This is a genomic window from Flavobacterium tistrianum, assembly GCF_003254545.1.
Taxonomy (GTDB): domain Bacteria; phylum Bacteroidota; class Bacteroidia; order Flavobacteriales; family Flavobacteriaceae; genus Flavobacterium; species Flavobacterium tistrianum.
Window position 1 is genome coordinate 40,242 of the sequence record NZ_QJRH01000066.1, and the last position, 14,042, is coordinate 54,283.

Sequence of the window (14,042 nt, forward strand, 5' to 3'; positions counted from 1 at the left end):
CCATGGAAAACTTCGACTGGACTTCTTTCTCAAAAAAAATAGCTATTAAAGCTCCGCTCAGCGACATTTACAATGCTTGGACAATTGCAAACGAACTGGAAAAATGGTTTCTAGAAAAAGTATCTTTTTTTGATTCCAATGAAGAACCAATCAGCAAAGACCAAAATGTTTCGGGAGGAAATAGTTATGAATGGCTTTGGTATTTGTATGATGATGCCATGAAAGGAAAAATCACTTCTGCCAACGAAAAAGACCAATTGCAGTTTACCTTTGAAGGAGCGTGTCTGGTAGATATAAAATTGAGCGAAACGAATGGTTACACAATTGTAGAACTTCGCCATCATAACATTCCGACAGATGATCATTCGAAACAATATATCAGACTAGGCTGTTCCAACGGCTGGCATTTTTATTTGACCAATCTGAAATCGGTTTACGAAGGCGGATTGGATTTGAGAAATAAAGATGAGAATCTGAATCCTATGATAAATAATTAAAAGAAATGATATCAAAAATCGGTATTGAAGAATTCAGAACTAGACTGAAAACAAATACTAAATTAGGTAATCCAAAAATTAGCGGAAGTCCATTGCACGCATTCAATATGATTGGAGAAAAAGATAAAATGTTTTATGGCATAATAAATCATAATGACTTTAAAATAACCAAAAATGCAATATTGCATCCCATTCCTTTCGTTTTGAAAGGAAAAATTAAATCTAAAAATTTAAACCAAACCGAAATATCATACGAAATAATTCCAATTCGATTTGGATATTATTGGATTCGCTTTTTACCTTTTATTGCTTTTGCTTTGTTTAATATTATTTTTATTATTGAAAATCCACCGATAGTAGTTTGGATAATATTCAATTCGTTTAACATCCTATTTGGTTTTATTTCTAATATAAGAATGAATTATCAAAGAAAAAATTTTGAGAAAAATTTTATAAAATTCTTTGAAATAGCAGATAAGGAGTAAAATGAAAAATATTAACCTCTTCTACTCTTTTCCAAAATCACGCCACAACACATTCCATATTTTTTTCTTCCATAATCTGCATGTCTATTATTTTTTGAGCAACGGTTCCTCTTTCAAACAAACGAATGAATTTGAAAACGGCGCTCACAAAATATCCCGGATTCGAAACCAATCGGGCAATTTCGGTTATTCTCTGATCTCTTAATTGCGTGCAGGCTTCTCTTTCGTTTTCTGGAACAGCTACAAATTCGTTGGCAAATTTCCATGCGCCATTTCTTGCGGTTTCCATGCTGAAATCTATAAAGAAATTGTCTACTTTGCCCGCAAATTTTAATATCCACGTAAGTGTCGGCCAAATTTTGATCAAGCATTTTTCGACACCGCCAACGAGATTGCTCAAAATGAAGTTTATTTTATCAAAATCTGCTTTTAAATCTTCTATATCTTCTGCTGTAGAGACTTCTGCTGAAGCAATTCCTAAATCGAGATTAATGTGAGCGTTGATTCCGAGAAGCAAATGCTGTAATACTATTGGCCAGAAATTTTCGGCTTGTTCAAAAGCAAATGCCCAACATTCAGATGGTTTTTCTTTGGCTTGATATTGATAATATGCTTTCAAGTATCTGTTAGCAAAAATAACATCGAGTTTTTCCATTCGCTTTCCGTTCTGAAAAGAACCAGCCAAAATACCTTCTTTTACTCTTACCGTAACTTCGCGATATAGAATAGCAAACAAACCTAAATTGCTTTGGTCTATCTTAGATTTTTCTATTATCTGATCTAACAATAGAATAACTTCGTCTATAGTTTCAGCTTGTTTCATACTCATTTATAATTGGTTATAATTAAATTGAGAAGAACGAATTTAATTATTTTAAGCTTTCAATGAACGATTTTGAAGCAATTCTCTTATTATTTCCTCTCCATTATTTCATCAAAAAAATCCCAAAAGAAAACTCTTCTGGGATTGTTACTGACTTTAAAACGAAAACGAATAATATTATATTACTCTTCTACTTTTAGAATTTCTAACTTAAGATTTCCTTTTTTAGCAGGCCATTCAATAATATCGCCTTCTTTGTAGCCCACCATTGCAATTGCTTCATCTGAAAGAACCGAAATTTTATTTTTGCTCGCTTTTGCTTTATCTGGACCAACGATAAGAATTGTCTTTTCTTCGTTATTAATATGGTCTTTATAAGTAACTTTTCGATCTATCGAAACTACATCTTCAGGTAGATTTTTTCGCAATACCTGCGTGGCATGTTTTAGTTCGCCCAATAAAAGCTCTTCTTCTTGAGCGGTTACTTTTTTTCTTCTTACGTGATCTTTAATTAAATCGTATGTTCCTGTTGTTAAAATTATATGTTGTGACATGACTTTCTTGTATGTTTCATTTTTTCATAAACATGACACAACTCTAAAGATGAGCGCGCGCGCAAAAACGTACTATTCACCGATATCATATCCTGAATAAAAATGAGATTAAATAAATAAAAACTAAATATAAAAGAATCCCCTGTCTAGAGTTGTGACAGGGCTAAAGGAATAAACTCTTTTGAGCTTTTTAAGAAAGTATCGTCATGCAAATACAACAATGCGCTTATTAAGCACATCAGACAGCTGTTTATTAAGTAAAAATTTGCAGTGATCATTATTGTATTTATTCTAATGTTTTGGCAATATACGCCTTTTTCCTACTATAAAAAAATTATAAAATTTGCTAATACGGTTTTACGTAAGGATTTTGGTTTTAAACGATTTATTTTTGATGAAACTCTTAAAACTATACGAAAAATAAAACCAATGAAGCTAACAATAACGGCATTACTTTTAATTTTAAGCTTGAATTTATTGGCACAATCCAATCAGTTTGTTGGCGATTATACGCGTTCTCTTTCTAGTGAAAATCATAAAATTGAATATAAACTGACTTTAAATCCAGACGGAACATTTGAGTTTCATTCTTATTCTAATATACAAGGCGGAAACCCAGAAGAAGGAAACTTATATGGAAAAGGAAAATGGAGTGAAAAAAACAATCTGATTACTTTTTCTGTTGATAAAAAAACAGACTTAGACCAAAAATATACTTTAGATTTTACAAATTCTACAGCGAGATTTATCGCTAAAAATCCGAGAGACAAAAGCGATAAAATAGTGAAAACCAAACTTCAGTTTTTAGAATCGGAAATCTTCTGGATGCGAAGAATTGATATTTTTAAAGTATAAATGAAATGAAAAAAAATATTTGTTTTGATTTTTCTTCTTCTATCAATTGTTACATTTTCACAAACCAAAAAAGAGAATCCAATTGATGTTTTAGAATCAAAATGTCTTAATAAAGACAATATTTCTAATACCGACATGTGCAATTGCACGATACAAGCTCGTGAATCTTGGGACAAAGAATTGAACAAATATTACAATTTATTGAAAGTGAAACTCCCAAAAGAAGCTTTTGAAACTTTGAAGGAATCTCAAAAACAATGGCTTGTTTATCGAGATAAAGAATATACTTTTATTTCTAAATACTTTTATGAAATAAAGCAAGGAACCATGTGGTATGCTGTTGCCGAAAATAAAAAGAAAGAAATTGTAAAAGCAAGAGCGCGGGAGCTGGAAGAATATTTTAAAATGTTTGAATATTAAAAACTGAATTTAATGGAAATTGTATTTTAGAAATATAAGCTAAAATTCAATACTAAAACGTCTCCTATTCGGAGACGTTTTGCTTTTATTTACTTATTCTATTTTGCAGTAGTTTCTAAAATGCAAGTATTAGGGCATTGATTTAAGGAAATTATTTGTTTATCAAAAACCTCAAGAAACAAAGCTCCTCCATTAGTTTTGTATTCTTTTACTGGCGCACTAAAATTATTTTTTTCAAAAACACTGATACGTCCATCACCTGGAACTGCAAAATAAATACGATTGTCTGAAGTAATTTTAGCATCTGCCAAATTAAGAGTCGACGAGTAACTTTTGGTTGTAACCTCCGTAAAATTTTCATAATCAACATCTGATTGAAAACCAAAATTAGTGCTTACAAAGAAACTTTTATCTTCTGACAAAGCAAATAATCTACTGTCGGCAACAGATTCATTCCAAAGTAAATCTGTAGTGACTTGATCTCCGTTTATATTCAGTCTTCTAATTGCCGACGAACTTCCATATTCACGTCCATCACTATCTAAAATGAAAAAGTAATTATCTTTTCCATAAAATAATTTTGCATTTGAAGCAGCGCCAAAAGAACCATTTCTATTTAAAACCTTATCATTTCCAACATTATAAACAAAAAGACCTCCAATGTCTGCATAAGGGTGTTTCTCTATAAACAAGATGTGTTCATTTATTGGAATTGCAGTTAAGATATTGTAATCTGTCTTAAGATTTATAGTTTTCTTAATCTGATGTGTTTTTAAATCTACTAAAAAGACATTTCCATTTATACTTGGAACATATAAGTCTTTCACTCCATTATACTCACCAATAGAGCAAAAGAATATGTAGCCATTTGTTGAAATCTTAGTACTGGTAAGGGAATTTATATCATAAAACACAATTTCTCCTTCCTTATTAATAATGATCATCTCATTTTCAACGTATGGATTTTTAAATGTTTGCCCAGGTCTAAATTTCAAACTTCTAGGATTATCTATCAATCCTAAATTTTTGCTCCAAATTGTTTTTCCATTTATAACTTTAGACACGGCATAATATACTATTTGATCTGTATATTGAGCAGTATCAGAAATACTATTTTCGTTTTGAATAGTAATACTCTTAAGTTTATTTTTATTATTCATAACATCTTCATGAGATAAAAACGGACTACTCAAGGCATAAACTGTATAGCTTTCAAAACCAGCATTAGAGTCTCTATCCCAGGTTACTTTCAGACTCCCATCTGCTGACTTTTCTACAGATGTAATTGTAAATGATAAATCCTTATTTTCGAAAGATAAATGGTTTTTACTTACTACAGCTATAACATTCTTTTCTTCATTCAAGTATTCTGTAACAACAGCATACATTACAAAAGAATTATAGGGCACTTTTGTATCGATAAAACTTGTAGTCCTATTATTTGTAGCTTCAAATACAAGCTCTCCCAAACCTACAACTCCTTCTGGTCTAAAAGATTCATTATTATAAGTATCAAATCGATAGACTTTATAACTCTTAAATTTTTCTATGAAAACAGGTTTCCAATGTACCTCTAACTGGTTTTGATTTCCTTCTAAACTTATTAATTCGGTTTGTGGCTCGAATACTGCATTTTCGGGAATTGGATCTTCGTCATTGGAGCAATTAATAAATAATAATAAAATAAAAAAACAATAAAAGTGCTTTTTAAACTGATTGATATTCATATTTCTTATTGGTTGTGGTATTAGTATAGTAGGATCGAATTAAGCGCCGAAGTTATAAAATTTATCCTCTTACTTCTTTTCTTATTATTAAATATTTTCATTCAAAAAAATATCCTTGTTCTCTTGCCCAATTGAAGCAAAAAAGAATGCATTAGATCAACTTCAATTCTTATAAATAAAAGAGGATGATAAAATGTCTTTGTCTCTTTGTTGCTAACAACCTTTGCCCCTTTCTTCAAAATTCCCTACTTTCGCCTATTAATCAAGAAAGGAGAAAATGAAGGTCTGTATTGCCGAAAAACCAAGTGTAGCACGCGAAATCGCATCTGTATTAGGTGCCAATACCAAGCACGATGGCTATTACGAAGGCAACGGTTATGCGGTGACTTACACTTTCGGGCATTTATGTACTTTAAAAGAACCTAACGATTACAAACCGCACTGGAAAAGCTGGGATTTGAACAATCTGCCGATGCTTCCAGAAAAATTTGAAACCAAAGTGGTTCAGAATTCGGGAATCCAAAAACAGTTTAAAATCATTAAAAGTCTTTTTGAAAAAGCCGAAGTGGTGATAAACTGCGGGGATGCTGGACAAGAAGGAGAACTGATTCAGCGTTGGGTAATGAACGAAGCGCATTATAAAGGCGAAATTCAGCGTTTATGGATTTCTTCTCTTACTACTGAAGCGATCAAAGAAGGTTTTGAAAACTTAAAACCCTCTTCTAATTACGATAATTTATATTATGCTGGATTTTCTAGAGCCATTGGAGATTGGCTTTTAGGAATGAATGCAACACGTTTGTACACGGTAAAACATGGCGGTTACAAACAAGTCTTGTCTATCGGGCGCGTTCAAACGCCAACATTGGCAATGGTTGTTGAGCGTTTTAGAGAAATCGAAAACTTTAAACCTCAGCCTTATTGGGAATTGCAGACTTTATATCGAGAAACGCTTTTCAGTTATGAAGAAGGCCGTTTTCTAAACAAAGAAGACGGAGAAATTATAGTGGCAAAAGTTAAAGAAAGTGATTTCGAAATTGTTTCTGTGGATAAAAAGAACGGAAACGAATATGCTCCAAAGCTTTTCGATTTGACTGGTTTACAGGTTTATTGCAATCAGAAATTTGGATTTTCTGCAGAAGAAACATTGAAAATTGCACAGACTCTGTACGAGCAAAAAGTAATCACATATCCCAGAGTTGATACGACTTTTTTACCAGGAGACATTTACCCAAAAGTGCCTGGAATTCTGCAAAAATTAACCAATTATGCCGAATTGACTCAGCCTATTTTGGAGAAAAAAATAAAGAAATCGCCAAAGGTTTTCAACGACAAAAAAGTAACAGATCACCACGCGATTATCCCAACGGGAGTTCAGAACAATTTGCCGTTTAATCAGCAGCAGGTTTACGATATCATTACAAGACGTTTTATTGCTGTATTTTATGATGATTGTCTCGTTGCCAACACAACAGTTATTGGAAAAGCTGCCGATGTGACTTTTAAAGCGACAGGAAAAGAAATCTTAAAGAAAGGTTTCCGCGTTGTTTTTGAAGATCCAAATGCCAAGGAAAAAGAACCCGATTTATTGCCGAGTTTTACTGTAGGTGAAAAAGGGCCGCATGAACCTTCTTTCCTTCAAAAAGAAACCAAACCACCCAATCAGTTTACCGAAGCGACTTTACTGCGCGCCATGGAGACCGCGGGAAAACAGGTTGACGATGAAGATTTGCGAGAATTGATGAAAGAAAACGGAATCGGACGTCCGTCAACTCGTGCGAATATTATTGAAACGCTTTTCAAACGCCAGTATATTGTTCGTAATAAAAAACAGGTTTTACCTACTTTAACCGGAATTCAATTGATTGATACGATTCAGAATGAATTGGTAAAATCGGCGGAACTTACAGGAACTTGGGAAAAGCAATTGAAAGACATCGAAAAAGGAACTTTCACTGCTGCAGCATTTATTAGAAACATGAAACGCATGGTCGAAGCTTTGGTTTACGAAGTGCGAAGCGAAACCAAACATGCCAATATTTCGCATGCAGCAACTATTCAGAAACCAGCTGTAAAAGCAGAAAAAGAGAAAAAGAAAGCCTCTGGAATTTCGGCAGAAACTTGTCCGAAATGCCAAAAAGGAAATATACTGAAAGGAAAATCGGCTTTTGGATGTAGCGAATATAAATCCGGCTGTGATTTTGTATTGCCTTTTGTTTTTCACGATAAAAAAATTACAGAAAGCCAGTATTTAAGATTGGTTCAGAAAGGTTCTACAGTAAATATAAAAGGATTTAAAACCGATTCTGGAACTGTTGAAGGTTTAATTCGTTTTGAGGAAAATTACAAGCTGAAATTAGAACCAAAGAAAACAGATAAAAAAACAGAAGCAAAAGAAAGTTCGGATGCTTTAGTTTGTCCTAAATGCAAAAAAGGAACCATCTTAAAAGGCAAAACAGCTTATGGCTGTGCCGAATATAAATCGGGCTGTGATTTTAAAGTTACTTTTGAAGAAGTTCGAGCAAAATTAAAAGACCAAAAACCTACTAAGGAATTGGTTTATTCTATTTTGAGTGAAAGCGTTTGATTTTTTTTGCCACAGATTAAAAGGATTTACACAGATTTCTTTTTGCCACTAATTACACAAATTGCCACGAATTTTTTGCTCGCAGATTCTACAGATTTAGCAGATTTTTATAATGCAGAGTACAAAATAAATCTGCTGAATCTGCTAAATCTGCTTGAGACAAAATCATTTTAATCCCTTTAATCTGTGGCTAAAAACAATTTTAGTCTTCAAAAAATTCGTGCAATTCGTGGCAAACATTTTTTTCATACATTAGTACTCTATCAAAAACCTATAAATATGTTTCAGAAAATTACTCTTTTAGCACTTGTATTAGCCGCAGTTTCCTGCCAGAAAAAAGAAACGGTTGAAAAAGATAAAATCAAAAAAGCCGACTGGTTAATCGGGAATTGGGAAAATAAATCTCCTGAAGGCGTTTTGTCTGAAAACTGGCAAAAGCTAAACGACAGTACTTTCAGCGCTTCTTCTTATTTCATTAAAGGAAAAGACACTTTACATTTTGAAACTATTATTTTAGCTCAGTTAGGCGAAACGCTTACTTACAAAGCAACTGTAAAAGGGCAAAACGATGACAAACCAGTTTTTTTCCCTTCTACTTCTGAATCAGATAAACAATTGGTTTTCGAGAATCCGAAACACGATTATCCTCAAAAAATCACGTATACAAAAGGTGCAAATAATACTTTGACAGCTGAAATTTCTGGAAATATGAATGGTAAACCGAGTTCGGAGAAGTTTGTGATGACGAAGAAATAAACTAAAATCTATCTCACAAAACATTTTTGAATGGAAAATATTGCGGTACTCTTAAATGGTTTTGAAGGTTTTGATGGAATTGTAGATAAAATATCAATTGGATATAATTCTAAAAATATCCAATTAGCTATTAAACAGTGGAGTTATGATGAAACACACAATCTTTCACTTTTAAATTTTAAAGGAGTTGTTTTTCAAAGTTTACCAGACATTTCATCTTTTAATCTTATTAATAAAATAATCAAAAATGATAATACTGCTTCTGTTTTAAAACAATTTGACGAATATTTAAATAATAATCCGAAATTATCAATACCGAATACCAAAGAAAACATTGCGAATGATATCAAAAAGGAGAAATATCTAGAATCTTATCTTTTAGTTTCTGGCTATTGCAAAGATTGGTTAATTATTTGTCAAGAAATGACTTTAAACGAGCTTGAAAATTTACCAAATAATCCTTAATTATATTTTCAAAATAAAAAAACTCAGTAAAAGAAAAGCTTAGAACCTCAGCACCTTAGTATCTTAGCATCTTTAAGTTACTCATTATCCCCGATCTTATTCACCATAAAAATCATAAGAATACCTAAAAGCGCCATAATAAGAAACGCCCATTTCATGCTTAAATATTCAGAAATAAAACCAACCATTGGCGGAACCAATAAAAATCCGAGATAGCCAATTGTAGATATTGAAGTTAAAGCAGAACCGCTGCTTAAATTTGACGATCTTCCTGCAATGCTAAACACTAACGGAACTACACAAGAAACCCCAAATCCGATTAAGACATAGCCAAAAATTGTTGGGTAAGCATACGGCAGGATAAAACAAAGTCCGAAACCAGCAGTTATTAAGATTCCGCTGTAAAGCAGGATTTTTTTAGTTCCAAATTTCATTACACCATAATCGCCAAAAATACGACCTAGAGTTACAGCAGAAGCAAAAAACACAAATGCGGCGCTCGTTAATTTTGGAGAAGCTTTTAAGATATTTTCGAAATAAATTCCGCTCCAATCGTACATTGTATTTTCGCACGCCATCGAAACAAAACAAATTAGAGAAAACTTTACCAGATTTTTTTCTGGCATTGAGAAAAACTTCTTTTTAACCGGAACAGGTTCGTTGTGAATACTCATTGGGTAAAAACAAGCCGTCAGCGCTAGCATAAAAATACTTACTCCCAATAAATGATGCGAAGGCGCAATTTTCTGCGTTACCATTACATAACCTAATCCTGCGCCAGAGAATACTGCTATACTCCAAACCGCATGAAAACGTGTAATGATCGATTTTGGATATAGTTTCTGCACTTCAAGAGATTGCGCATTTATGGATAAATTGAAAATATTTCGAGAAGCTCCGAAGAATAAAAGTATAATAACCAGCTGCCAAACAAAAGCTGCTAAACCTGGTAAAGAAAGTGCCACATTGAACATAACTGCTCCAAGCAACATGATATAACGGCTGCTGTATTTGTTTAACAGTTTTCCTGTAAAAGGCATTGTCAACATTAAACCTATTGGAAAAGCAAATAAAACAGCTCCAAATTCGGCTTCAGAAAGTTTTAATTGGGCTTGTATATGTGGGATTCTTGAAACCCAAGAAGAATAACCAAAACCTGAAAGAAAGAAAAAAACAGTATTGGCAATGCGATATCCTCGAGGCGTATTTTGAATCTTTTTAAAGAATGGTAAAATCATGAAGTCGTTTTTCAGATCGCAAAATTAAACCTTTTTAAAATTTATCGCACTACAACTTCTAACAAGAATTTCGATTAAACGCTCTAAAATCAACATTTAACAATTTCAACAATAAATGATAAAAATGAAAAGTGCTCCTTATAATCTGTTCCCTAGTTTTATTGGTCACAATAATAAAAAAAGCACTCTTAGTTTTTTTTATTTTTAATTATTCTAAATAAAACTTATGTTTGTAAAAAATATTATTCTAATAATTTAAACTTGATCTTATGAAATCAAATACTTTAAAAACAATAAGCTTTTTATTTTTAATGCTTTTTGCTGCACCTCAACTTTTTGCTCATGCTCTTTGGATCGAAACGAAAGCAACAGGAACAAAAGGAAAAGCTCAAGAAATCTCTGTTTACTTTGGAGAGTTCTCTGATAATGACATTACAAAAGCAGATAAATGGTTTTCTGATTTAAAGGATTTCTCTTTAGTTGTAATTTCTCCTTCAAAAAAAGAAATTAAATTAACTTCTAAAGCTTTAGATAATAAATATCAAGCTTTCTTTACACCAGACGAAGATGGCGTTTACACCGTTGTAATGCACCACACAGTAAAAGATGTTTACGGAACTATGAAACTAGATTACAATTCTAGTGCAACTGTTGTGGTTGGAAATAAAACTGCTGGAAACAATATTGCTTCTAACACGAATAAAATTGCTGTTTTCTCAGAAAGCGCAGATGTTGCTAAAAAAGATACGAAAATTTCCGGTGTTGCTTCTTATGAAGGAGCTATCGCAAAAGAAGCTAAGATCAAAGTTATTGCGCCAAATGGTTGGGAAAAAGAATTGTGGACAAACGATAAAGGAGAATTCTCATTTACACCTATCTGGTCTGGAAATTATATGGTAGAATATGCTCACACGGACAAATCATCTGGTGAACATAACGGAAAAAAATATGATGAAATCTGGAAAATGGCTACATACCATATTACAGTAAAATAATATACAAAGTTTTATTCTTAGGAGTTTAATTTCGATTTAAAACCTTGCTCAACGGCAAGGTTTTTTTTGTTGCTATTTATACTAAATTAAAATAATATTGAAAAATTCTTAAGTAAATCTTAAGAAAAAAATAAGTAAGTTTTAAGTAAGAAATCGTCCTATAAATTTCATTAACATATTCTTAGCATTGTATATTTGCGCCGATCTATTTTTATTGAATCTAAATAAATACCATGAAATATAATTTACTATTTGCAATAGGTTTATTAAGTTTTGCTTCTTACGCGCAGGACTATTCAAGCACCGAATCTACTTCTTCAGTAAACGATACAGTTAAGAACAAAAAGGGTGAAATTTTAAATGAAGTAGTTGTTACTAAAACAAAAGAACCTAAACCAGTAACAGCAGTTCGTTCTGGATTAAAGCCAATGGATAATCCGCAAACAATACAAGTAATCGGATCTGAAGTTATCGAACAGCAGCAAGCAATCAGATTAAGCGAAGTTCTTAAAAATGCTAATGGTGTTTATGTAAGTTCAGCTCGTGGTGGTGCACAAGAATCTTTTTTCTCAAGAGGTTATGACATGTCGGCAAATAACATGTTTAAAAATGGATTCCGCTACAATTCAGGATCAATTCCTGATGTTTCAGGTTTAGAGAAAGTAGAATTCCTTAAAGGTGGTTCTGCCCTATTATTTGGAAACGTTGCACCAGGAGGTATTGTAAACTTAGTAACCAAAACGCCTCAATTTAAAAGCGGTGGAGAAATCTCAATGCAAATGGGAAGTTACGCTTATTATAAACCAGCATTTGATTTTTACGGAGGTCTAAATAAATCAATCGCCTTTAGAATTAATGGTTCTTACGAGAATTCTGAAAGCTTTAGAGATGTGGTAAAAAACAAACGTTTTTACATTAACCCATCTTTACTTTTTATTATTAATCCAAAAACTCAAATTACAGTTCAGGGAGATTATTTAAGTGCAGATTGGACGCCAGATTTCGGAACTGGAATTATCGGAAAAGAAATTTTAGACTTACCTCGCAATGCTTTCTACGGAGCGCTTTGGTCAAATGGTACGACAAAATCTTCTAGTGCATCTGTATTATTAAATCACGATTTCAATAAAAACTGGAAACTAAACTTCAATAGTTCTTATCAAACATACGATAGAACACAAAAATCTACAGCTCAACTATCAAATTTAGATGACACTAAAACATATCCAATTCCAGGTTACTGGAACAGAGGACTAACTCAAGGGCAAAACTTAGAGCAAATTTTAGGAGATCAATTAAGTCTTCAGGGGAACTTTAATACTGGTTCTGTAAAACATCAAATTTTTACTGGTGTAGACTGGGAAAATTCGTTTGCAACTGCTTATACTTATGCTTTTAATGAGAAATATTTAGTAACTAGCAGAAATCCTGATGGTACTCCAAAAACATACGATCCAAGTATTTATGATACTATTTATCTTTATGATTTTGATCCGTCAACACAACGAAATGACATTCCGAATGCAAGAGCTACTCAAATCACAAAAACAGATACAAATCGTTTTGGAGTATACTTTCAAGATTTCATTTCAATTACAGATAAATTCAAAGTATTGGCAGGTTTAAGATGGTCTTGGCAAGAAGCTGAAGTTAGTACATACAAAGAAACTAAAACTGGCGCTGGAAATCCTCAAGATGCACTTCCAACAGTTACACCAAAACGTTTGGATAATGCATTTTCTCCAAAAGCTGGATTAGTGTATCAGCCAACAAAAGACGTTTCGATATTCGGAAGCTACTCTACTTCTTTCACTCCAAATACAGGAACAACTGTTGATTTGCAACCTATCGAAGCTTCTATTATTGATCAATATGAAGTTGGTGTAAAAACAGATTTCTTTAAAGGTTTATTGAGCACAAATGTTACTGTTTACCAAATTACAAATAGCAATTTGGCACAGATGGCTCCAACAAAAGCTGATGGAAGCGACAACTTTGACGCAAACATTAAAATGTTAAGTGGAGAAACTAAAAGTAAAGGTGTTGAAGTTGATGTTACAGCACGACCAGTAGATGGTTTAAATATTATTGCAGGATACAGCTACAATGACATGCGTTACACCAAAACTTCAGGATTAAATGGAAGTTTTGTTGAAGGTGACCGTGTAGCAAGAACTCCATTAAATACAGCCAACTTAAGTTTCTTTTATACTTTACAGTCGGGATTCTTTAAAAATGTTTCTTTTGGTGCAATCGGAAACTATGTTGGTGATCGTTTAGGTGGATGGAATGATGATTATGTTTGGACAGAGAACAAACCTTCAACTAATCCAAAAACATACACGGTAACAATCAGAGATCGCGATATTCCGTTAGAAGGTTACATTACAATTGATGCATCTGTTGGATATACTTGGCAAAAATTCTCGATTCTTTGCAAATTATCAAACATTACAAACACATTAAATTATACAGTTCATGAGAACTATAGTGTGAACCCAATCGCTCCTCGTCAGGTTATGACAAGCTTGCGTTATAAGTTCTAAAAATATTGAATTAGATGTTTTTTTTATCCCAAGATTTTCTGTCTCTTTAAAACAGAAAATCTTGGGATTTTTATTTTAATTAAAAAGTAATATA

13 protein-coding genes are annotated in these 14,042 nt (G+C 32.7%); 9 read left to right on the plus strand and 4 right to left on the minus strand.

Going from position 1 to position 14,042, the window contains the following annotated elements; genetic code table 11:
• The first annotated feature begins 2 nt into the window (after window positions 1-2).
• Both DMB71_RS08275 and DMB71_RS08280 read left to right on the plus strand, forming a co-directional pair.
• On the plus strand, window positions 3-497 hold the full coding sequence (locus DMB71_RS08275; protein ID WP_111365210.1) for an SRPBCC family protein: 495 nt from the start codon (window positions 3-5) through the stop codon (window positions 495-497).
• Window positions 498-502: 5 nt separating this feature from the next.
• A complete protein-coding gene (locus DMB71_RS08280; protein ID WP_111365211.1) occupies window positions 503-982 on the plus strand; it encodes a hypothetical protein in 480 nt (159 codons plus the stop codon).
• Window positions 983-1,019: 37 nt separating this feature from the next.
• Here the strand turns inward: DMB71_RS08280 and DMB71_RS08285 are convergent, their stop codons facing one another.
• A complete protein-coding gene (locus DMB71_RS08285) occupies window positions 1,020-1,811 on the minus strand; it encodes a DUF5995 family protein (protein WP_111365213.1) in 792 nt (263 codons plus the stop codon).
• A gap of 176 nt (window positions 1,812-1,987) precedes the next feature.
• Complete coding sequence (locus DMB71_RS08290; protein WP_111365214.1) at window positions 1,988-2,359, minus strand: GreA/GreB family elongation factor; 372 nt, start codon at window positions 2,357-2,359, stop codon at window positions 1,988-1,990.
• A gap of 429 nt (window positions 2,360-2,788) precedes the next feature.
• Here DMB71_RS08290 and DMB71_RS08295 point away from each other — a divergent pair, with 429 nt between their 5' ends.
• Entirely contained in the window at window positions 2,789-3,214 is a 426-nt protein-coding gene (locus tag DMB71_RS08295; RefSeq protein WP_162614804.1) for a copper resistance protein NlpE N-terminal domain-containing protein, read from the plus strand.
• A 24-nt stretch (window positions 3,215-3,238) separates the two neighbouring features.
• Window positions 3,239-3,634, plus strand: a complete 396-nt coding sequence (locus tag DMB71_RS08300; protein ID WP_111365217.1) for a lysozyme inhibitor LprI family protein — start codon at window positions 3,239-3,241, stop codon at window positions 3,632-3,634.
• A gap of 98 nt (window positions 3,635-3,732) precedes the next feature.
• On the opposite strand, the gene DMB71_RS08305 is transcribed toward DMB71_RS08300, so the two are convergent.
• Window positions 3,733-5,361, minus strand: a complete 1,629-nt coding sequence (locus tag DMB71_RS08305) for a fibronectin type III domain-containing protein (protein ID WP_111365219.1) — start codon at window positions 5,359-5,361, stop codon at window positions 3,733-3,735.
• A gap of 277 nt (window positions 5,362-5,638) precedes the next feature.
• On the opposite strand from DMB71_RS08305, the gene DMB71_RS08310 reads away from it, so the two are divergent.
• The 3 genes from DMB71_RS08310 to DMB71_RS08320 all read left to right on the plus strand — a co-directional run bounded on the left by DMB71_RS08310 (window position 5,639) and on the right by DMB71_RS08320 (window position 9,169).
• Window positions 5,639-7,948 carry a type IA DNA topoisomerase gene (locus DMB71_RS08310; RefSeq protein WP_111365220.1) on the plus strand — a complete coding sequence of 770 codons (2,310 nt, stop codon included), beginning with the start codon at window positions 5,639-5,641 and terminating at the stop codon, window positions 7,946-7,948.
• Window positions 7,949-8,227: 279 nt separating this feature from the next.
• Window positions 8,228-8,704, plus strand: coding sequence for a DUF6265 family protein (locus DMB71_RS08315; protein ID WP_111365222.1), 477 nt, complete (start codon window positions 8,228-8,230; stop codon window positions 8,702-8,704).
• Between the two features lie 30 nt (window positions 8,705-8,734).
• Window positions 8,735-9,169 (plus strand): hypothetical protein, encoded by a 435-nt coding sequence (locus DMB71_RS08320; protein ID WP_111365224.1) that lies wholly within the window; start codon window positions 8,735-8,737, stop codon window positions 9,167-9,169.
• A 77-nt stretch (window positions 9,170-9,246) separates the two neighbouring features.
• Here DMB71_RS08320 and DMB71_RS08325 read toward each other — a convergent pair whose 3' ends face one another.
• The gene (locus tag DMB71_RS08325) at window positions 9,247-10,407 is read right to left on the minus strand and encodes an MFS transporter (protein ID WP_111365225.1); all 1,161 of its coding nucleotides are present in this window, start codon (window positions 10,405-10,407) and stop codon (window positions 9,247-9,249) included.
• Window positions 10,408-10,676: 269 nt separating this feature from the next.
• On the opposite strand from DMB71_RS08325, the gene DMB71_RS08330 reads away from it, so the two are divergent.
• Both DMB71_RS08330 and DMB71_RS08335 read left to right on the plus strand, forming a co-directional pair.
• Window positions 10,677-11,402, plus strand: a complete 726-nt coding sequence (locus DMB71_RS08330; protein WP_111365227.1) for a DUF4198 domain-containing protein — start codon at window positions 10,677-10,679, stop codon at window positions 11,400-11,402.
• 233 nt (window positions 11,403-11,635) lie between these two features.
• Window positions 11,636-13,948, plus strand: coding sequence for a TonB-dependent siderophore receptor (locus DMB71_RS08335; RefSeq protein ID WP_111365229.1), 2,313 nt, complete (start codon window positions 11,636-11,638; stop codon window positions 13,946-13,948).
• Window positions 13,949-14,042: the final 94 nt, after the last annotated feature.

Excerpts from the sequence above, each read along its gene's own strand:
- DMB71_RS08275 (WP_111365210.1), top strand. The coding sequence starts at position 3 with ATGGAAAACTTCGACTGGACTTCTTTCTCAAAAAAAATAGCTATTAAA.
- DMB71_RS08280 (WP_111365211.1), top strand. The coding sequence starts at position 503 with ATGATATCAAAAATCGGTATTGAAGAATTCAGAACTAGACTGAAAACA.
- DMB71_RS08285 (WP_111365213.1), bottom strand. The coding sequence starts at position 1,811 with ATGAGTATGAAACAAGCTGAAACTATAGACGAAGTTATTCTATTGTTA.
- DMB71_RS08290 (WP_111365214.1), bottom strand. The coding sequence starts at position 2,359 with ATGTCACAACATATAATTTTAACAACAGGAACATACGATTTAATTAAA.
- DMB71_RS08295 (WP_162614804.1), top strand. The coding sequence starts at position 2,789 with ATGAAGCTAACAATAACGGCATTACTTTTAATTTTAAGCTTGAATTTA.
- DMB71_RS08305 (WP_111365219.1), bottom strand. The coding sequence starts at position 5,361 with ATGAATATCAATCAGTTTAAAAAGCACTTTTATTGTTTTTTTATTTTA.
- DMB71_RS08310 (WP_111365220.1), top strand. The coding sequence starts at position 5,639 with ATGAAGGTCTGTATTGCCGAAAAACCAAGTGTAGCACGCGAAATCGCA.
- DMB71_RS08315 (WP_111365222.1), top strand. The coding sequence starts at position 8,228 with ATGTTTCAGAAAATTACTCTTTTAGCACTTGTATTAGCCGCAGTTTCC.
- DMB71_RS08320 (WP_111365224.1), top strand. The coding sequence starts at position 8,735 with ATGGAAAATATTGCGGTACTCTTAAATGGTTTTGAAGGTTTTGATGGA.
- DMB71_RS08325 (WP_111365225.1), bottom strand. The coding sequence starts at position 10,407 with ATGATTTTACCATTCTTTAAAAAGATTCAAAATACGCCTCGAGGATAT.
- DMB71_RS08330 (WP_111365227.1), top strand. The coding sequence starts at position 10,677 with ATGAAATCAAATACTTTAAAAACAATAAGCTTTTTATTTTTAATGCTT.
- DMB71_RS08335 (WP_111365229.1), top strand. The coding sequence starts at position 11,636 with ATGAAATATAATTTACTATTTGCAATAGGTTTATTAAGTTTTGCTTCT.